The organism is Sebaldella termitidis ATCC 33386, assembly GCF_000024405.1.
In the GTDB taxonomy this organism is placed as follows: domain Bacteria; phylum Fusobacteriota; class Fusobacteriia; order Fusobacteriales; family Leptotrichiaceae; genus Sebaldella; species Sebaldella termitidis.
Genome location: NC_013517.1, coordinates 3,340,273 through 3,360,381, shown reverse-complemented (window position 1 = coordinate 3,360,381; position 20,109 = coordinate 3,340,273). Strand labels below are relative to the sequence as shown.

At 34.3% G+C, this 20,109-nt stretch carries 22 protein-coding genes and 1 riboswitch; of the genes, 6 read left to right on the top strand and 16 right to left on the bottom strand.

What is annotated here, in order from left to right:
- Positions 1 to 82: 82 nt before the first annotated feature.
- The 5 genes from STERM_RS15825 to STERM_RS15805 are packed head-to-tail and all read right to left on the bottom strand — an operon-like array spanning position 83 to position 3,405.
- On the bottom strand, positions 83 to 907 hold the full coding sequence (locus STERM_RS15825) for a PTS system mannose/fructose/sorbose family transporter subunit IID (RefSeq protein WP_012862631.1): 825 nt from the start codon (positions 905 to 907) through the stop codon (positions 83 to 85).
- Between the two features lie 2 nt (positions 908 to 909).
- On the bottom strand, positions 910 to 1,650 hold the full coding sequence (locus STERM_RS15820; protein WP_012862630.1) for a PTS mannose/fructose/sorbose/N-acetylgalactosamine transporter subunit IIC: 741 nt from the start codon (positions 1,648 to 1,650) through the stop codon (positions 910 to 912).
- A gap of 1 nt (position 1,651) precedes the next feature.
- Complete coding sequence (locus STERM_RS15815; RefSeq protein ID WP_012862629.1) at positions 1,652 to 2,146, bottom strand: PTS sugar transporter subunit IIB; 495 nt, start codon at positions 2,144 to 2,146, stop codon at positions 1,652 to 1,654.
- Positions 2,143 to 2,574 carry a PTS sugar transporter subunit IIA gene (locus STERM_RS15810; RefSeq protein ID WP_012862628.1) on the bottom strand — a complete coding sequence of 144 codons (432 nt, stop codon included), beginning with the start codon at positions 2,572 to 2,574 and terminating at the stop codon, positions 2,143 to 2,145. The genes STERM_RS15815 and STERM_RS15810 overlap by 4 nt, the downstream gene beginning before the upstream one ends.
- Before the next feature lie 27 nt (positions 2,575 to 2,601).
- Entirely contained in the window at positions 2,602 to 3,405 is an 804-nt protein-coding gene (locus STERM_RS15805; RefSeq protein WP_012862627.1) for an SDR family oxidoreductase, read from the bottom strand.
- 222 nt (positions 3,406 to 3,627) lie between these two features.
- Here STERM_RS15805 and STERM_RS15800 point away from each other — a divergent pair, with 222 nt between their 5' ends.
- Entirely contained in the window at positions 3,628 to 4,377 is a 750-nt protein-coding gene (locus STERM_RS15800) for a GntR family transcriptional regulator (protein WP_012862626.1), read from the top strand.
- A gap of 257 nt (positions 4,378 to 4,634) precedes the next feature.
- Here the strand turns inward: STERM_RS15800 and STERM_RS15795 are convergent, their stop codons facing one another.
- On the bottom strand, positions 4,635 to 5,348 hold the full coding sequence (locus STERM_RS15795) for a GntR family transcriptional regulator (RefSeq protein WP_012862625.1): 714 nt from the start codon (positions 5,346 to 5,348) through the stop codon (positions 4,635 to 4,637).
- Positions 5,349 to 5,481: 133 nt separating this feature from the next.
- Between STERM_RS15795 and STERM_RS15790 the strand changes: the two genes are divergently transcribed.
- The 5 genes from STERM_RS15790 to STERM_RS15770 all read left to right on the top strand — a co-directional run bounded on the left by STERM_RS15790 (position 5,482) and on the right by STERM_RS15770 (position 11,286).
- Positions 5,482 to 6,894 carry a glycoside hydrolase family 1 protein gene (locus tag STERM_RS15790; protein ID WP_012862624.1) on the top strand — a complete coding sequence of 471 codons (1,413 nt, stop codon included), beginning with the start codon at positions 5,482 to 5,484 and terminating at the stop codon, positions 6,892 to 6,894.
- 20 nt (positions 6,895 to 6,914) lie between these two features.
- Entirely contained in the window at positions 6,915 to 8,240 is a 1,326-nt protein-coding gene (locus STERM_RS15785) for a PTS sugar transporter subunit IIC (protein ID WP_012862623.1), read from the top strand.
- Positions 8,241 to 8,485: 245 nt separating this feature from the next.
- Entirely contained in the window at positions 8,486 to 9,022 is a 537-nt protein-coding gene (locus tag STERM_RS15780; RefSeq protein WP_012862622.1) for a hypothetical protein, read from the top strand.
- Positions 9,023 to 9,153: 131 nt separating this feature from the next.
- Positions 9,154 to 9,933: a DUF2238 domain-containing protein gene (locus STERM_RS15775; protein WP_041310939.1), complete on the top strand. Its 780-nt coding sequence runs from the start codon at positions 9,154 to 9,156 to the stop codon at positions 9,931 to 9,933.
- Positions 9,934 to 9,982: 49 nt separating this feature from the next.
- Positions 9,983 to 10,059: riboswitch (Fluoride riboswitch) on the top strand.
- Positions 10,060 to 10,110: 51 nt separating this feature from the next.
- Entirely contained in the window at positions 10,111 to 11,286 is a 1,176-nt protein-coding gene (locus tag STERM_RS15770; protein ID WP_012862620.1) for a cation:proton antiporter, read from the top strand.
- Positions 11,287 to 11,358: 72 nt separating this feature from the next.
- Here STERM_RS15770 and STERM_RS15765 read toward each other — a convergent pair whose 3' ends face one another.
- The 10 genes from STERM_RS15765 to STERM_RS15720 all read right to left on the bottom strand — a co-directional run bounded on the left by STERM_RS15765 (position 11,359) and on the right by STERM_RS15720 (position 19,950).
- Positions 11,359 to 11,868: a GNAT family N-acetyltransferase gene (locus STERM_RS15765; RefSeq protein ID WP_012862619.1), complete on the bottom strand. Its 510-nt coding sequence runs from the start codon at positions 11,866 to 11,868 to the stop codon at positions 11,359 to 11,361.
- Positions 11,869 to 11,920: 52 nt separating this feature from the next.
- The gene (locus STERM_RS15760; protein ID WP_012862618.1) at positions 11,921 to 12,400 is read right to left on the bottom strand and encodes a hypothetical protein; all 480 of its coding nucleotides are present in this window, start codon (positions 12,398 to 12,400) and stop codon (positions 11,921 to 11,923) included.
- A gap of 260 nt (positions 12,401 to 12,660) precedes the next feature.
- Positions 12,661 to 13,227, bottom strand: a complete 567-nt coding sequence (locus STERM_RS15755; protein WP_012862617.1) for a TetR/AcrR family transcriptional regulator — start codon at positions 13,225 to 13,227, stop codon at positions 12,661 to 12,663.
- 311 nt (positions 13,228 to 13,538) lie between these two features.
- Positions 13,539 to 14,153: a bifunctional 4-hydroxy-2-oxoglutarate aldolase/2-dehydro-3-deoxy-phosphogluconate aldolase gene (locus STERM_RS15750; protein WP_012862616.1), complete on the bottom strand. Its 615-nt coding sequence runs from the start codon at positions 14,151 to 14,153 to the stop codon at positions 13,539 to 13,541.
- A gap of 10 nt (positions 14,154 to 14,163) precedes the next feature.
- Complete coding sequence (locus STERM_RS15745) at positions 14,164 to 14,898, bottom strand: creatininase family protein (RefSeq protein WP_012862615.1); 735 nt, start codon at positions 14,896 to 14,898, stop codon at positions 14,164 to 14,166.
- A 14-nt stretch (positions 14,899 to 14,912) separates the two neighbouring features.
- Positions 14,913 to 15,827, bottom strand: coding sequence for a phosphotriesterase family protein (locus STERM_RS15740; RefSeq protein WP_012862614.1), 915 nt, complete (start codon positions 15,825 to 15,827; stop codon positions 14,913 to 14,915).
- 18 nt (positions 15,828 to 15,845) lie between these two features.
- Entirely contained in the window at positions 15,846 to 17,120 is a 1,275-nt protein-coding gene (locus STERM_RS15735) for a PTS ascorbate transporter subunit IIC (RefSeq protein WP_012862613.1), read from the bottom strand.
- 39 nt (positions 17,121 to 17,159) lie between these two features.
- A complete protein-coding gene (locus tag STERM_RS15730) occupies positions 17,160 to 17,432 on the bottom strand; it encodes a PTS sugar transporter subunit IIB (RefSeq protein WP_012862612.1) in 273 nt (90 codons plus the stop codon).
- The gene (locus STERM_RS15725) at positions 17,432 to 17,887 is read right to left on the bottom strand and encodes a PTS sugar transporter subunit IIA (protein WP_012862611.1); all 456 of its coding nucleotides are present in this window, start codon (positions 17,885 to 17,887) and stop codon (positions 17,432 to 17,434) included. Before STERM_RS15725 ends, STERM_RS15730 begins: the two co-directional genes overlap by 1 nt.
- Positions 17,888 to 17,892: 5 nt before the next feature.
- A complete protein-coding gene (locus tag STERM_RS15720; RefSeq protein ID WP_012862610.1) occupies positions 17,893 to 19,950 on the bottom strand; it encodes a BglG family transcription antiterminator in 2,058 nt (685 codons plus the stop codon).
- Positions 19,951 to 20,109 lie beyond the last annotated feature (159 nt).

Here is a 20,109-nt window from a genome sequence, read left to right as displayed (position 1 = left end):
AGACCCTGCATATGTTAATAGAGAGTACGCAAAGTATTTCAGGGTCTTTCACTGGAATATTGATATATTTGAGAGTTGATTTTTAAAGAAGTCCTGTAACAGCTCCTATAAGGGAAACAGCCAGTATAATCAGCATAATCATAATCATTTTCTGGTTCTTGTTATTCAGCCACCAGTAGATCCCCAAAACAGCCGCAAGGGGCAGCAGACCGGGTACAATTCCGTCGATTACATTCTGCAGTATAAACGGCTCATTTCCTTTACCAAAGTTTATAACAACAGGAGTAGAGAGTTTTACATATGTAGATGATAAAGCACCCATCATAAATAGCCCGAGTGTACTGGCACCGAGAATTAGCTCTTTGATACGTCCGGAATTTAATATATCTCTGATGGAAGAACGTCCAGCCTTATATCCGTAAACTGAAAGATTCAGTCCGATAGCTATCTGAATAACAGGCAGAGCCAGCAGTACAAAACACCCTATAGGATTTCCCGTAGCGGAAAGAGTAGCAGCAAGTGCGAAAATAATCGGTTTTAGAGTAGCCCAGTCTATAGAGTCTCCGATACCCGCAAGTGGTCCCATAAGTCCGGTTTTCAAACTTGTTATTGTTTCGTCCTCTATAGGTTCTCCGTTTGCTTTCTGTTCTTCCATGGCAATAACAATTCCGTTTATGAGTGAACCAAAAACAGCTTCTGTATTATAGAATACAAGGTGTCTCTGGAGAGCCTTTGAAAGGTCATCTTTATTGGGATAGAGCTTTTTCAGAACAGGAACCAGAGCTGAACAAAGTCCCACTGCCTGAAGACGTTCATAAGAAATACCCATTTCACATGTCATGTAATATCTCAGCCAGTGGCTTCTTACATCTTTTATGGTAATTAATTTTTTTTCTTCATTTTCCATAGTTATGCCTCCTCACTTTTTCTTTTATACATAGTAATCAGAAGAACCGCGCATAATCCAAATATTGCTGCTCCTATTACAGGCATTCCGCTGAATCTTATCATGAAATATCCTATAAAGAACCATGGAAGCATTTCTTTTCTCCCTATTACAAACATTGTAAGAGCGAATCCCAGAGCTGGAAGAAGACCTCCTGCTACGCTGAAACCATGAATAATCCATTGCGGAACTGTATCCATAAAAGATTTTACAGCATCTGCACCGTATAAATTAGCCAGAAAAGGAATCGGAAAACGCATAAAAAAGCTTAATAAAGTAGGGTATAACACGTTACACAGAGTAATTTGTCTGGTATTTCCTTCTTCTGCATATTTATCAGCCATGTGAACAAAAATTACATTAATTGTTTTTCTGAGCTGATCCACAAAAACACCCATTACACCCACGGGAACAGCAATTGCTATGGCTAATTCAGGAGAAAGCCCGGATTTTAGAGCAATAGGAATTGCAATAAGTCCTGCCAGACAGTCGTCGGCCGGAAGATTAGAGCCTGCTGCCACTAAACCAATGTATAAAATCTGCACTGCAGCTCCGATAATAACTGCCTGCTTTACATCTCCCATGATGAGCCCGATCAAAAGTGCCGAAAACAGCGGCTGACGTATTGCATGGGTAATGGCATATCCCACGTCAGTTTTCATAATCCAATAATAAATTCCTGTAAAAATACTTACTATTAACATATTATCCTCTCACTTTCTTAGAAGCTTTTTCTAATGATAATTTTTGTTCCTCAGGAGTAACCTGGAATGAGACCTCGGCTCCTGAATTCTGGATAGCGGTAAGATTTTCAACATCCGCAGCATCAATGGAAATACCTTTTACCACAGAGGTTCTTCCGTTTCCGCTTCCAAGTCCGCCGACTTGCACCTGTTTAAACGGAATACCCAGATCTACTGTATCTCTTGCATCCTTGATATTTTTGAAAAGAACCAGTACATTTCCTGAAGCATACGTATTATTTTTAGCCTGTGTGACAAAATCATTTATGGAAAGAACATTGACCTTCATACCAGGCGGTGCAGCCATGATATATATTTCAGCCATATATTCGTCTTTAGACAGCTGATCATTAACCACTATGATTTCTTTAGCAGAGATAGTATTACTCCACTTTGTAATTACCTGTCCGTGAATAAGTCGGAAATCAACACGAACCAGCTTAATACCGTCTATCATTTTTTCCTCATCTCCTCCATAATTTTTCTTATATCTGATATACCGGCAGTTCCGGCAGAAATCAATCTTTCGGCCATAGTGCCGCAGCTTTGTGAATCTTCACATTCTTCGGGAGTTCTGCTCATCTCTGCTTCAATAAGAATAGGAAAATTAACACCGCTGATTACTGTATAATTCTTTCTGGGTGCATATATGGCAGCAACATTGGACGGAGTCCCGCCATATAAATCTGTTAAAATAATTGTATTATCCGGAGCTTTTTCAAGGATTCCGGCAAGCTCCTCCGAAAGTTCCATAGGATCAGTACCCTCATTCAGAGAAAGGCAGTAAACGTCCTTAAGAGGTCCTAAAACCAATTCGGCACTTTTTTTCAATTCTGCTCCAAAGTTACCGTGTGTCATAATAATTATCCATGGATAAGTATTCATAAATCTCCTCCAATCTTAATAAAATAATTATCCTCTTGATTTTCCACCTGTAATATTAATTATTGTACCTGTTATATATGATGAACGGTCTGATAAAAGATAAGTTACCAGATCTGCGATTTCATCCAGCTTTCCTACTCTTCCAAGCGGAAGTGTCTTTTGATAATCAGGAGAAACATCAGAAGCTTTTACGCCTCTTGCATATGCGAATTCAGCTACATGCTCTGCGTTTCCCATAGGTGTAGGCTCATTGATCCCAGGTGCTACGCCAACCACTCTGATATTAAATCTTCCCAGTTCTTTTGCCCATGAAAGAGTGAATGCATTTAAAGCGCCTTTAGTAGCAGAATAGATACTCTGTCCAAGTGAACCTTCATTGCCGGCTTCAGAGCTTATATTCACGATAACGCCGCTCTTTTGTCCGATCATAATCCGGGCAGCTGCCTGTGAGCAAAAAAAAGCTCCTTTCAGATTAACACTTGTCATAAAATCAAAATCTTTCTCGCTTGCTTCGCGTTCAGGGTCATTATTGTAATAATCTACAAGGAGACGCGGACCGTGTACTGCGGCATTGTTCACCAATCCGTCAATTTTTCCGAATTTTTTCACTGTTTCTTCAATCAAAGAATACACTTCTGTTTTTTTGGAAATATCGCATGTAAAATGGAAAACATTTTCTTTTGAAGCCAGGTCGTCATTTTTACTTTTATCTGCGATTACGACTGTAGCACCTGCGGTAAGCAGATCTTCGACAATGTGCTGTCCGATTCCCATGCTTCCTCCGGTAACAATAATAATTTTTCCAGTCATATCCAGCCATATGTTACCCATAAAAAAATACCTCCTTAAATTTTCACACATAATGACGTCATGACGTCATATTGTCTTTGATGTTATGCTAGCATAATTTTAAATATATGTCAACGTAAAAATTTGATTTATGCTTAAAGTGAGAAATAAATGAGTTAAATGAGATATCTTGATTTATTTGAAAATACCTGTTAAACTATTTAAAAAGTAAGTAATAAATGTTACGAAAGGAAATATTATCGAATGGATAAGCCTAAAATTGATAAATTAAGCCATACTCCGTTATATGCACAGGTAAAGGATGACATGAAAGAGAAGATAAATTCAGGAATTTTACATGTAGGCGATTATCTTCCTTCAGAATTTAAGCTAATGGAGGAATATAATGTAAGCAGAACGACTATAAGGCAGGCTATAGATATACTGGTACAGGAAAATTATCTGGCGAGAAAACGGGGAGTAGGAACTCTTATAGCAAAGCCCAAGACTGACTACTGGGATCTGTCGGAGCTTAGAAGCTTTGATGAGGAAGCCCAGAGAAAAGGGATGGTCAGCAGAACAAAGCTGATAGACTTCAGCACAGTAAAATCTGATGATGAATTAGCTGATATTTTTGGAGGAAGTGAGAAAGATTTTTATAAGCTGGAAAGACTTAGATATATTGACGAATCTCCATTGGAGCTTGTTACGACATATATTCCGAAAAGTCTTGCAGCGAATCTGGAAAAATTTGATTTCTCGAATAATTCATTATTTGATATTCTGTACAAATACTATAATGTCAAAGTAAATTATGCGGAAAAAACTTTTACGGCGATAAATGCCGATAAAGAAGATTCAAAAGCTTTGGAAATAAAGCAGGGAACTGCAATTCAGCTTGTCAAAACAGTGACATTTGATGCTGATTATAATCCTGTAGAGTTTTCTGTTTCGAGAGACAGAGGTCTTATTTCAAAATTTAAGATATCACTAAGCAGAAAAAAGAACAGATAATATAACTTTCTCTCAGATATAAAAAACTTTTATCAGGTATCAGGGAAATAGATAAATCAGGGAACGATATTTGTTTAACAAAAATTTATAAAGAAATTTTGGGAAATAAACAAAAAATGATCGTTTTCTTTTTGTTTTGCAGTAATATCAATAAAAAAATATTTTGACTGATAAAAAAAGCTGTATTATTCAAAGGATAAAGACCGGAAAATTTAATTTCTGCGCACACTTTATCAAGAATACAGCTTTTTATTTTATTAATTATTAACAAATATTGTTTCAAAAACAAAATGTTCATATACATGCTTAGTGACAGAATATTCAAAAATATCCCCGTCATCAAGATAAACCTTCTTTTCCAGCTCTATACTGAATTTATCACTTTTTATATTAAGAAGTTCTTTTTCTTCCTTGGTAAATTCTTTTCCTCTGATAAAAATATGTCCTGTTTTTATCTTTAGTTTTAGTATATCCTGTATATAATTATAAATAGAGTGCTCTAAATGCTTCGGTTCAAGACCTTTTATCAGGGAAAGGGGCATATAAGTATATTCTATTGAATAAGGCTGTTTATTTATATACCTTATTCTCTCTATATGATAAATATAATCATCCTTGATATTCAAGATCTCTGCAATTCTTTCTGACGGTTTTTCTATTAGAAATTTTACTATTTTTGATTCCACATTTTTTTCGCCGTATTTATCAGTAAGATTGGATGTAGGCTCTATAATAAATTCATTATTCAGGATAGAGTGTCTTTTTACATAAGTACCGGAACCCCTTCTTCTCATAAGCATCCCTTCACTCTCAAGAAGACCGAGGGCTTTTTTTACCGTAAGCTTGCTGCAGCCGTAGATTTTGGCAAGCTCTGTTTCAGTGGGAAGTTTCGTATCAATTTTATATTTATTATTATTTATTTTATTTTTTACATCATTATATATATACATATATTTTATTTTTGGTTCCATAAAGTCCTCCTTTGATAGTGAATTATATCATATAAAATGAAATAAAACAAAAAGTATATACTTTTATAAAAAAGTATTGCTTTTTAAAAAATTGGGTGTTATAATTTCTATAATTATGAGATAGGAGGTATTTATGGAAAAGAAAATAGTATTTCCTGAGGATTTTTGGTGGGGCTCAGCATGGTCCGCAGAACAGTCGGAAGGAACAGGGGATACCGGAAAAGCAGAAACTATATGGAAACGCTGGTTTAGCGAAGAACCAAACAGGTTTTATGACAGAATAGGACCAGATGTAACTACTGATCATTTTAACCGTTACAAGGATGACATAAGACTTATGAAAGAAACAGGGCATAATTCTTTCAGACTTTCCTTATCATGGGCACGTTTATTTCCTGACGGAGGAAGAGGAGAAATAAACAGAAAAGCTGTTGATTTTTACAGGGACTTAATGAGTGAAATGATAAAAAATGATATAAAGCCCTTTATAAATCTATATCACTTTGATATGCCGATGAAATTACAGGAGCTGGGAGGCTGGGCATCACGTGAAACAGTGGAAGCTTATGTTAATTATGCAGTTTCATGCTTTAAGGAATTTGGTGATCTTGGTTATCACTGGTTTACATCCAACGAACCTCTCGGTCCTATTTTAGGAACATATCTCGAAGACTTTCATTATCCGAATTTTATAGATTTTAAAGAAGGAGCACAGGCAGCTTTTTACACAATACTGGCACATGCAAAGGCTATAAAAGAATTTAAGAAGCTGAATTTGAAGTCAAAAATAGGAGTTATATTAAACCTTAGTCCTACATATCCGAGAAGCAGCAATAAATGGGATACAGAAGCAGCAGAAACCGCAGATGCATTTTATACCAGAAGCTTTCTTGATCCTATGGTAAAAGGGACTTTTAATAAAAAACTGGTATCTATACTGAAAGAATACGATCAGATGCCTGATTATACAGAGGAAGATCTGAAAATAATATCTGAAAATACTGCACAGATTCTGGGGCTTAATTATTATGAGCCGAGAAGGGTGAAAGCCAGATTAACAGCTGTTAATAAAAACAGTCCTTTTCTGCCTGAATGGTTTTTTGAACTTCATAATATGCCCGGAAAGAGAATGAATATATACAGAGGCTGGGAAATATATGAAAAAGGAATTTATGATTTATGTATGGATATAAAGGAAAACTACGGCAATATAGAATCATTTATTTCTGAAAACGGAATGGGAGTAGCAGATGAAGAGAGATTTCTCGGAGAAAACGGACAGATTATTGATGAATACAGAATAAATTATATAAAAGACCATCTGGCATATCTGTATAAAGCAGTAAATGAAGGATGCAATATAAAGGGATACCACCTGTGGACATTTATAGACTGCTGGTCATGGATAAATGCATATAAAAACAGATACGGGCTCGTTTCGCTGGATCTTGCTACACAAAAAAGAACAATAAAAAAGAGCGGGGAATTTTTTAAAAAGATGACGGAAGAAAACGGCTTTCTATATGATACTGATAAGTTAGTATAATAAAAATTCGGAGGGAAAATATGAAAAAAGATAAAAAAAGAATATCTGATTATTTCGGAATGGTAGCTGTAAAACTGGGCGGACAGATTCACCTGAGATCTCTCAGGGACGGCTTTGCATCTATTATGCCTTTTATGATTCTGGCAGGGTTTGTAATATTTATTAATTATGTTATTTTAGAACCGTCAGGATTTATGGGGAAAATAATAGATCCAAAAATTCTTACAAGGCTTCAGGAAATAGGAAGCTCGGTTTCAAACGGAACACTCGGCATAATAACAGTCATTGTTACTGCGTCTGTTTCATATCATCTAAGCCAGAACAGAAATTTTGATAATGTACTTGCATCAGTATTAGTAAGCTTGTCTACACTTTTTGTCGTAACTCCTTTTATGAGTACGTTTAAACCTGAAGGGCTGAATGAAAGCTTTGTTGTAAATGGTGTTATTCCTGTGAATTATACAAATGCTACTGGTATGTTCGTAGGAATTATAGTCGGTCTTTTTGCTACTGATATATTTATAAAGCTTTCGGCAAATAAAAAGCTTCAGATAAATATAGCGGGAGATATTCCGCCGGCAGTAATCAAATCATTTAATGTACTGATCCCTATTATGATAAATGTAATTATCTTTGCAATAATATCGTTTTTATTGAATCTTCTGTTTAAATTAGATTTTAATCAGCTGATTTCCATGCTTATAACAAAGCCTCTAAGCCATGTGACAACAAGTCTTTTCGGATTTTTATTTTTAATGTGTCTGGGAAATCTGTTTTTTGGATTCGGGATTCATCAGGCTGTTATATCCAATCCTCTGCTGGATCCGTTTCTGCTCCAGAATATGCAGGAAAATATGCTGGCATATGCGAATCATCAGCCCATACCTCATATAATTACTTCCGCATTTAAAGATGTTTTTGGTATAACAGGAGGTTCGGGCAATACAATAGCTCTTCTTATAGCGATTTTTATTTTTGGAAGAAGAAAAGATTATAAAGATGTTGCTAAAATGTCATTTATGCCAGGTTTATTCAATATAAACGAACCGGTGATTTTTGGACTGCCTATAGTTTTTAATCCGTTCCTTATTGTTCCGTTTGTAATAGCACCGGTATTTTCTCTGCTTACTGCTTATTTTGCCACTTCAGTGGGACTTATAAATCATGTAGTGGTACAGATTCCATGGACAACGCCTCCGGTTATTTCAGCGTTTCTTGCTACAGGAGGAGACTGGCGTGCAGCGGTGCTGCAGTTAGTGATTATTATAATTACTATATTTATATATCTTCCTTTCCTGAAAATGGACGAACGCATGTCAAAAATCAATAAGGATGATATTTCCTGAAGCAAAAGAGTAAAATTTTAAAATAAAAAGAGAATCTAAGCAATAAATCTGGTTTTTTCGGTGCCGGTCTGTATACTTTGTTTTTTAACAGGGAAACAGACCGGTTTTTATATGTATCATATTTGCTGTCATTGGACAAAATATGGTTTTATGTTGTATAATAAGTAAAAGTTTAAACGGATAAAACAGTATTTTGCAGAATATTATACAAAATATTTAATAAATTAAAGAGAGGAAAAGCGGATATGAAAAAAATATATTTTTTATTTGTATTTTTACTGTTTGTATCATGCGGCAGAAAAACAGGGACAGAAATGGTAGGAGATACAGCGGAGTTTATTGCGTATATTCCCGGGACAAGGCTTATCGCAGCTGGGGAGAGTCTGAATCCTGATTATATTTTTGAGGTAGGTTTAGATCAGAAAATATATCTTTTGGAAAATAAAAGCAATACTGTAATTGATAATCCGGAAGAAAAATACAGGGAAATTTTGACAGAAATAAGAGAAGAGCTTGCGGCAAACAGGAAAATAACAAGATGTAAAAAAGAAAAAAGTATGTGGATAGGTGAAATGGGACTGAGACTTACTGTAGAAGGAGCTATCAGCGGAAATAAAGGGCAGATACTTGCGTGTTATCATAAAGGAAATAAGACTCTCATAAATCCGAATTATCAGGTGAGAACAGACCTTCCTCTTGTGGAAGTGAGAATCGGGGAAAAGTATTATGAAATAGCTTCTTATACAGCTGTTCTCAGCTATAATAACAGAACTTTACAATAATTTATCTCTGAAAAAATATACGGTTATAGCGGAATATTTTCGGTATATCGTATTATTTCTTATTTTTCCAGGTTATTTATTACAAAGAAACCAGCTGAAACGGAGTAGTGATAAAATTGAAAAAGAAAGTGATGAATAAGAAAAAGACTAAACTGACAATATATATAGTACTCAGAGTAATTGTGGTGGCAACAATGATAAGGGAGATATTTCTACAGGACTGGCACAGTGTATTTATGTGTATACTGACTTTGATACTTTTTTTAATACCGAGTATAATAAAAAAAAGGCTGATGGTTCAGTTTCCTACATTATTGGAGAGTATAGTGGTATTGTTTATATTTTCGGCAGAGATACTCGGAGAGATACATAATTTTTACGGATTATTTCCGTACTGGGATACCATGCTTCACACTATAAACGGTTTTCTCTGTGCTGCAATAGGATTTTCACTTATAGATATTCTAAACAGGAGTGAAGAATTTTATATAAAAATGTCACCGATTTTTGTGGCTCTTGTAGCATTTTGTTTTTCTATGACAATTGGCGTGCTCTGGGAATTTTTTGAATTCTCGGCAGACCGGTATCTTAAAACTGATATGCAGAAAGACCGTATAGTACAGGTGATTTCCACTGTTGAGCTGGAGCCCGAAGGAAAGAATATACCTGTAGTAATCAGAAATATTAAATATACAGAGATATATTCGGGCAATGATGAAAATAACCTGACAAAAACAGTAATAAAAGGCGGATATCTGGATATAGGCATTATTGATACAATGAAAGATCTTATAGTAAATTTTATAGGGGCTGTTGTTTTTTCCATATTCGGGCTTCTTTATATAAAGAATCGTGATAAATATAAATTTGCAGCAAAGTTCATACCGATAATGTATAAGGAAAAGACATAGCTTCAAAATTTATTTGTATTTTAAATTCGGATATGATATATTAGAACAGTAAACTTAAGGAGATGAAGCTCTCCGCGGTGTATGCCGGAACCACATGTTTTTCATGTTAATAGCTTCTGCAGCGTTTTTTTGTTGTGGAAGCTATTTTTTATTTTTCTACGGGAGGCGGATAATACTATGGCACTTAGTATGGCATTTATAGTTTTGGCAGGATTACTGCTGAATTACATATTTACAAAATTAAAATTACCGGGTTTTTTGGGAATGATTATTCTCGGGGCAGCAGCAGGACCTTACGGCTTTAATATTCTTGATAAAAATCTTATTGAAATATCTGGAGAACTGCGAACAATTGCACTAATAATAATTTTATTAAGAGCAGGTCTTGGCATTAACAGAAATGAACTGAAAAAGGTCGGTCCGCTTGCAGTGAAATTCTCCTGTATTCCCGGACTTATAGAAGGATTTACCATTGCATTCTTATCAATGAAGCTGCTGGGATTTTCATTTGTGGAAGGCGGGATGCTGGGATTTATAATTGCTGCTGTATCACCGGCAGTAGTAGTGCCTTTTATGATATTTCTTTCAGAAAAAGGAATAGGAATGAAAAAAGGAATTTCTACGATTATACTGGCAGGAGCCTCAGCAGATGATGTTTTTGCAATAACATTATTTACTGTATTTCTGGGACTTTATGGAGGAAGCAGTGTAAACCCTGTTTTCCAGCTTTTGGGAATTCCTTTGTCCATAATTCTTGGGATAGCTGTGGGAATAGGTGCGGGACTGATACTGGTAAGAATTTTCAGGAAATTTCATATAAGGGATACTAAAAAAGTACTGATTATATTGTCTATTTCCATTTTTTTAAAGGGTATGGAGAATTTTCTTCATGATAAAGTAGAGATTGCTTCGCTTATTGGAGTAATGACAGTCGGAGTTGTTATATTGGAAAAACTTCCGGAAGCAGCAGAGCGTTTGTCAAAAAAATTCAATAAAATATGGGTTTTTGCCGAACTGCTGCTTTTTGTTCTGGTCGGAGCCCAGGTAAATATACATGTAGCTCTGAATGCCGGACTTACCGGTTTTTTGATAATTCTCGCAGGACTTGCAGGAAGAAGTGCAGGTGTTTATATTTCTACAATTGGAAGTAATCTGAATATAAAAGAAAGATTGTTCTGCATTCTGGCATATATCCCTAAAGCTACTGTACAGGCCGCTGTAGGCGGAATACCGCTTGCAGCGGGAGTGGCTTCCGGGGATCTGATACTTGCTATAGCAGTGCTGGCAATTATTATTACAGCACCTGCAGGAGCATTAGCCATGAGTCTGTCGTATAAAAAGCTTCTGGAGTAGCATAAGTTTCTTACTAAAAAAAACTGCCTTAAAACAAAATAAAGCTTTTGTATTTTAAGGCAGTTTTTATTTTTACAGAACATTTTTATTTAAAAAACATTCCATCTCATAGTCATCCATTATAAAGCCGTTTCCGATATCATTTGCACATTCGTTAAAGACTTCAAATCCCATTTTCTTATAAACAGCAATAGAATTTGCATTATACTTATTAACAGTAAGATGTACACGAAGCGGTTTTTCTGATAAAAAAGGCTCTAAAGCGTATTTAAGAAGCTGTTTGGCAATGCCCTTACCGCGGAATTCCTTTTTTATATAAAATTTACTCAGAAAAACTCCGTCATTTTCCGGGACAATGCAGCAATAACCGGCATACTCGCCGTTATATTCCGCAAAAAAATACAGGTATCCGTTTTCTGACTGTTCTTTTACAGTATTTTCAGACTGAAAATTTCTCAGCATATATTCAATTTGTTCTTTACTAATAATTGAAATATAACATTCATTCCAGATTTCATCAGCAAGTATCTCAATAATTTTATAATGCTCCGTTTTTTCAGCTTTTTTGATTATAATATTCATTTAGTCACCACCATAATAGATTTATTTTTAACGGTAATTTTGTTGCAGCTTCTTAAAAAGCGGTGTAAGTTGTGCGATCCTTACCTAATTTAATATACATGTTATCTAATTTCACTGCAATTTCAGAAGCTAAACTGTTATCATTAACAGCCATGGCAGCATTTTGGACAGTGATAAGATAATGTTCCCTTGCTTCCTCATCAAGAGAAACTGTTGAGTTTTTATAAAAATCTAAAATTTCCTGATATTGTTCTAATTTTAAATGTGCTCTCATTCTATTGGCAATAATAATCGGATAACTTTCATTTTCTTCTGTTTCTAACCGGGCAAGTCTGATGACTTCTTCATAATGCTCTAAGTTATAGTGAAATCCTATAATCTCCCCCCTTACGATATCATACTGCTCAAATGACGGTGTTATTTTTGAAAATGCTTCAAGGGCTTTTTGATAATCCTTATTTTCATAAGCCGTGATACCAATCTCGACAAGTTCTTCATTCTTTTCCTGCTCATTCAGCTGTTTATTATTCATGCTTCCTCCTGATTATATTCTTTTATCGAGTATATTATAACACAGAAAAATTATAACAGTATACTTTAAAATATGGAATATTATTATGAGCCTGTCTTTTTTATTTATATCAGTGCTTATATATGATTTTTCAGCTGTAATGACATATATAAAAATACTGGCTTGGTTTGTATGGTAACTAAAAAACACTGCCGATTTATTAAGCTGGCAGTATTTTTATATAATAAGCAGATTTTTTTCCAAAAAAGATATATAAAAAATTATTTTTTCTTGAATTCATTGAGTAAAATATTTAATGTGATGGAATAGTCAGCCTTTATATCACTTTTTCCTGAATTTACACTCCAGTCAAATGCAGCTCCGCGCAAAGAGGAAAAAAGAGCTCTGAAAATATAGTCAATAGTGTATTCCGGCTTGAATTCACCATTGTTGGATGCTTCAGTAATATATTCCTTCAAAAAAGTATGCAGAGCCCCCGGAGGATTCGCAAAAATTTCATTATTCAGTGATAATGTAAGAAAATATTTAACAAATTTATATCCAAAGTATGTTATCAAATCAAGGTATATATCTATAACTACAGATATCTTCTCCATAGGTGTTTTATTGTCAATTTTTTCAAATAATATTTTTAATGCTTCTGTTCCCAGCTGAATATGAAATATTTTAAATAACTGTTCCTTTGATCCTATATGACGATAAAAAGCTCCTATTGAGATGCCGGCCAGCTGACAGATTTCCCTGATAGAAATATCTTCATAATCTTTCTGCTTAAATAACTCTTCGGCAGCTTTGATTATTTTGGTTCTTGTTTCATTATCACCCATAAAGCTTCACCTCTCTGTTTTCTACAATATGATACTATTATATCATATTTAGGTGATATAACAATATTATACTTTACAGTTCATTTTTTTATTGAGAGTTCTTTTTTCAGGAATAATTTCAAACATTTGAAAAGTAAAAAAACTTAAAGAACGGAAAATATAATGTATCATAAAATCAGAAGCTCCATGCTTCTGATTTTGATTTTATATTTTATAAGGTTCTGATACAACAGATCAGGTAAATTAAGACCACTGTTATATCAGTTAGGAAAAAATTACCTGAATTTATATATTTCTTATTTTTCAAAAGTCTATAAAAATTCATCTATTGCTTTCAGCGTATCCTTAATATGCTTGTCTAAAGAATCCCAGTCATTGTTTTTCAAAAAATCAGTTTTTATAAGACTTGAACCCATCCCCACACCAAGATAGCCCATTTTGAAAAAAGACATGATATTATCTTTGGTAACACCGCCTACAGCAATAAAATCAGCATTATTAAAGGGACCTTTCAAATTTTTTACATAAGTTTCCGAGAGATTTTCTGCTGGAAACAGTTTCAGAAGTCTGAAGCCGTAATTCAGACATAGTGCAACCTCACTGGGAGAAAAAACACCCGGAATAAGATTTATATTATTTTTTTTGGAATATTTAAGAACCTCTTCATTGACAGAGGGAGTAAAAATAAAATCCAGTTCTGTCTCTGAAGTTATCTTTTTCAGATCTTCTATATTCAAAATAGTCCCAGCTCCGATTTTAGCATCCGGATAATGCTCTTTCAAAAGTTTTATCTGCTTTATCGCATCATGTGAATTATAAGAGACCTCAAAGGTATTAATATTATTATTAATGAGGATCTCGGCAGTTTTGACAATCTTACTTTCGTCTATATTTCTGAATATTCCGGTTATTTTAGAATTTATCATATATTTCACCCTATAGTTTATTATTTGTTAAAAGACTTACAGCCTTACAGATTTCGTCGGCAAACTCCTCAAACATCTTTTGCCCTTTTTCTTTACCGGCAGCGGTAGCATCTCCAAAAACACCACTTTTACTTATATCTCCGAGTATTTCGCTGGTATGTGAATATAACGGTGGATAGTCCGGATATTCCTTTACTGCTTTTGTCATATCTACAAGCTTGTCATTTTCTGCAAGCATAAGTGAAGTTTCAAATTCCTCCGCATGAAACAGACCATTTTGTATTTCTGATTCACAATATTTTTTATAAATTTCAGAAAAATTTGGATAGAAAAAGTAAAGTATTTTCATATCAGTCTGGTACTTCATTTCTCTTACTGTATATTTCAGGGATTGATTATTGGCATCATGTCCGTTAATTATAATTAAAAGTTTTGTTCCGTATGTTTCCACACTTTTGGCTATGTCTTTTAAAACAGTTTTAAAATGCTCCTGTTCCAGAGTTATAGTCCCGGGAATTTTGTGCCATACCCATGAATAACCGTAATAAAGTGCAGGAATTATAAGTGAGTTTATTCTAGGGGCAACCATTCTTGCAAGGGCTTTTGCAAGAATAGTATCAGTTCCCAGAGGCAGATGAAAACCATGCTGTTCGGTAGAACCTACAGGAAGAATCATAACAGGGTTTTTGACAAGATGCTCTTCTACTTCGGTTCTTGTCATAAATTCTATTTCAAAATTTTTCATTTTAATCATACTCCTTAGAATTGTGCAAGCCAGTCAGCAGGGTTTTTCAGGAAAATTTTTGCTATTATTTCATTGCTGATACCTTCAGCCTGCATTCTAGGAATGAATTTTTTTATTATAAATTCAAATCCCGGTCCGCCTCCATATGAATGAAGATAAGACTGACGTCCCATATCACCTGAAATAAGAAGCTTGTCTTCAAAACCGGCATCTATTATACCTTTGATAAGCTCTATACGCGTGCTGTCAGGATAGTATTTTACCTTACCGACTCCGTCAAACTGAACATATGCTCCTCTTTTTAAAAGCTCCAGATGATAAAATAAATCAGCATTTCGGTCTGAGTGTCCGACTGCTACTTTAGTCAGATCGACATTTTCTTCTTCAAGTATGTCAAGCATCTCCATTCCCATTGTACCGGCTTCTGTATGAAGCCATACAGGAGCTCCGGTAATAACAGCTGCCTTTCCTATGGCAATAGTTGTCTTTTCCTCGAGCGGGTGGATCAGGTTATACCATGCACCGCCTTTTAGAAAGCCTGCTTTGGAATCTGTTCCTTCTGCGCCGTTCATAACATCGCCGGTAAGTATTTCAGTGATTTCCTCTATACTTTTTTCAGAAACCCATTCAGGGTAATAAATGTGTTTATTAAATCCTGTGGTGAAAACTACATTTATTTTGGAATCAACAGACATTTGCCGCATTTGTTTTACACTTCGTCCGTAGTCCAGAGTAGAGGCTTCCACAAGGGTTTGTCCGCCTGCTTCTTTAAATTTCAAAAGTTCCGAGTAAGATTTATAATAATCATTTAATTCCAGATCTCTGTCTTTTTGATGCACAGGAGGAACTGCAATCAGATGCTCATGTGTATATGTAAAGCCAAGTTTCTCCCTTTCGATATCTCCCAGAATTGTTCTTATTTTTTTCATTTATATTTCCTCCTAAAATTATTTGATACCAAATATAAATCCTATAACCCTTATAATAACTACTACTATTATTGCATCTGTGGAAGCAAACCAGAGACCCTGTATGTTATATGAACTCAAATCCAGTAACGGGTAGGCAAGTGCTATAATAAGCGAAAACAGAAAGCCTAAAAGGAAACCGGAAACTACAGCTCCTCTTCTTCCGCCTGTTGTATTACCAAAAACACCTGCTGCTCCGCCCATGAAGAAAAGACCAATAACACTCGGCAGTACAGTAACCGGCAGAAACTTTGATATAAATGTTACCAGTATTCCTCCAGCCATGGCAGATAGAAAGCCTATAGTAACTGCAATAGGAGCATAAGAGTAAAAAATAGGAACATCAAGTGCCGGTTTTGCTCCCGGAACTATTTTATCCGAAAAACCTTTAAATGCAGGTACGATTTCACCAAGAAACATTCTGACTCCCTGTAATAATACCAGAATACCTGCAACAAAATTCAGGGCAGTCATAAGACTGAATGAAACCACAGAACTTTCACCTGTAATTTCTATAAGATTTTCTTTTCCTGCGAATATAGATGTTACCAGATAAACGCAGACCATTACAATAGACATAAGAACTCCCATATCTTTCAAAAAGTCCAGTTTATTAGAAACTTTTACATCTTCCGAAGACTGCTCCTTATTACCTACAAGCCCTCCGAGATATCCGCAGAATGTAACAAGGGAACTTCCCCAAAAACCAAAGGCTACATTATCATTACCAGTAACCTTTCTAACCATAGGCTGTGATATAGCCGGGAAGAGAACCATTGATATTCCCTGTATTATTGAACCGAAAATTATAATCTGTATTCTTGAAAATCCCATTTGGTCAAATAAAATCGCCATTGTTCCCGCAAAGGAAAACATCATATGTCCTGTAAGAAAAATATATTTCCATTTAGTAAATTTTGCCAGAAGAATATTTATAATAAATGAAAAAAGCATGATTAAGGCAGTTTCAATACCAAGAAACTGCTGGACTGCCGCTACTAAAGAGTTATCTTCCGCTACTATTCCCGTAAAACCGAAAGCTGCTGTAAAAAGAGTGCTGAAAGGTATAAGGGCGCCTACTATAGCACCTGCCCCAACCTGTAGAATAAGAAAACCCAGTATAGTTTTTACTGTACCTTTTATACAGTCGGAAAAGCTTCTTTTCAGAGACAAAAGTCCTATGAATGCGATAATTCCCAGAACAAAAGCCGGATTTTTGAGGATACTGATTACGTGATATAATAAAGATTCCATGATTCTAAAAACCTCCTTTTTAGATAGTGTTATATAATATTATAAATTTTGCAGTACGGGTATTACTTTTGCTTCGATTTCATCTTCGTCAAGCATATTGGTAATGCCGATAACGGGAATATCAGAATCTCTGATTTCCTTTGCTATCTCAGAAGAAGCTACTATCAGGTCAGCTTTTAATCCGTGTAATGATGAGAGATCTACAGCTTCCCCGGTAATACTCATATTATATTTTGTTCCGATTTTCTGTATACTCATAAGCAGCATAAGACTTGTACCAAATCCCATTCCGCAGACTGTTATTATTCTCATTATTTTCCCTCCTTCTCAGATAATAATTTCAGAAAGTCTTCTTTATTTTTCACCGTATAAAGGCTGTTTACAATATTTTTGTCAAATAAAATCTCACTTAGCGACTGGATAAGTTCTATGTGATTATCCCCGCTGGTACCCGCAATGGAAAAGACAAGAGTAACAGGATCATTTTCAGGATGTCCGAAATAAACCGGGTTTTTCAGGCGTATAAAGGAGATACCTGATTTTATGACGGAAGAATCAGGTCTTGCATGGGGAATTGCTATTCCGGGGGAAATAACCATATATGCCCCGATTTTTTCATAGCTGTTAAGCATTTCATCGATATAACCTTCCCGGACAGAACCGTTTTTCAATAAAAGATTTCCTCCGGCTCTGATAATATCTTCAGGATATTCTGCAATCATATCCAGCTCTACATTTTTTTCAGTAAAAAGTTCGTTTAATTTCATTTTTCTCACTCCGAATATTGTTCAATTAAATTGAAAAGCTCAATATTATTATTTATCTTTTCTAAACTTAATAAAAAATTTTTATTTTTTGCCAGCCCAAGAATAGAGGCAAGGCTGTTTAAATGTGCATTCTTCTCCAGTGCAGCCATAAAAAATATAAGGGAAACCTTTTTATTATTCGGGAAAGTAACAGGCTTTTTTATATAAAGTATGTTAATTCCGTTTTTATAAACATTTTTTGCCAGCTGTCCGTGTGGAATGGCTATTTTGTTACCTAAAACAAAGTATGCACCAAAAGTTTCCGTTACATTAATGATTTCTTCTATATATGAATTATTGATGTAACCGGACTGTAAAAGATCGCTTCCGGCCAGAAAAATACTTTCTTTCCAGTCTTTTACACTTTCAGTATATTGAATTTTATCGGGTGAGATATAATCCATAAATTTATTTTCCTTCGCCGGATAAAGTGTTTCTTTATTAAAAATCTTTACAAGTTCATGGTTTAGACTTTCAGGGTTATGAATAGTCGCATATTTTTTGACAATTGTTACTATTTCATTTACAGATACTCTTATTTCATTGTTTTTTTTCTTAAATATATAGTTTTCTTCAAGAGTTTTTTGGTCCTCAATGGAAAAAAACGGAGTTATTTCAATAATTTTAGGTTTTTCAGGGTATAAAAGCCTGTTTTTCAGCTTAACAGTACTGATTATATAATCTATATCAGAAAGATCATAATTTGAAAGCTGAAAATAAGAAATTACACTTTCAATTTTTACGTGATAATTTTGTTCAAGATTGTCTTTTACAAGCATAGAAGTCCCATAACCGCCGTAGCAGACCAGAAGAATATTCTTATTATAATTACCGCTCTTATTTTTATTTCTCTCAATAGAAGCTAAAAAATGAAGTGTTAAAAGTGCTATTTCCGAATCTGATATTTCTTTACAGATTATGGAATTAAATTTGCTAAGAGATTTTTTTACCAGATAAAAAATATTAAAATGTTCCTCTACAGCTTTTATATGAATATCGCTGTTTATGGAAAAATTATTTTTCAATCTGTAAATAAGAGGTTTCATATGATTTAGAAGACCTTCGGCAAGCTGTTCGTCATGAAGGATATTATAGTCAATATCCTCATTGACCAAAGCGATCAGATCTTTAACAAAAATTTCGATTTCTATCCAGTTTTCTAAAACAGAAGTATTATATGAATAAGAAACAAAACCTAAAATATAATCTGTTAACTGTAGTTTTTCCACTTTACTGAATCTGATACCAAGGGAGCTTTCCAAAGACTCTGCCTGCTCAGTAATAATATGGTATTCTTCTATATTTTCGAGAAAATTTTCGTTTTTGATATCACATAAACTTCTATTTTCTTTTACTCTTAATATAGTGATTATAATGTAGGCAAATATAAATTCGTAAAAGGCATTATCAGTATTTTTAAAAATATTTATTATCTGCTGTATAAATTCTTTTACTGCATCAATATAAAGCGTACTTATTCTCTCTGAAAGATACGAATAAATAAGTTCGTTTTTTTCAGGGACAAAGTAGTACAGTGCGTTTATATCTTTGGAAAAACATTTTAACAAGTAATCTCTTGTATTTTTTTCAGAAGAAATAATGTTCTGACCTTCTAATATAACATTATTCATTCTAAATTCATCTTCTAACCCTAATAAATCATTTTTCACTGTTGCTCTGCTGATACCAAGCTTTTTTGCTGTCTGAGAAATATTAATAGAATTTTCGGCAAGAAATAAAAATTTGATAAAGCTGCTTCTGTTTTCCTTAGTTTCTTTTACAATATCTTTTAGCAAAGGAACATATTTCGTGTTGAAGAAGTTTTTATCAATTTTCAGAGTACCCATAGGAAGCTTTTGCACTCCGGGGACATTATTCATTTCCAGTATAAAATTAAAATTATCTATTTCGTATCTGACAGCACGTTCGCTTATATCAAGAGAGCGAGCAATTTCTTTGATGTTAGTCGGGTTATTATGGTACAAAAAATTAACAATTTTTAACAACCGGCTATTAATTTTCATATTATCTCACCCATTATAATGATAACCTATAATTCGATAAAAACAATTTAGAAGTTTTGAAAAGTATAATTACAAAAATTTACATCTGTTGATAAAAAGTACATAATCGATGAATTAATGCAGAAACAGCAGTATGATAATAATGTATCTAAAAAAATA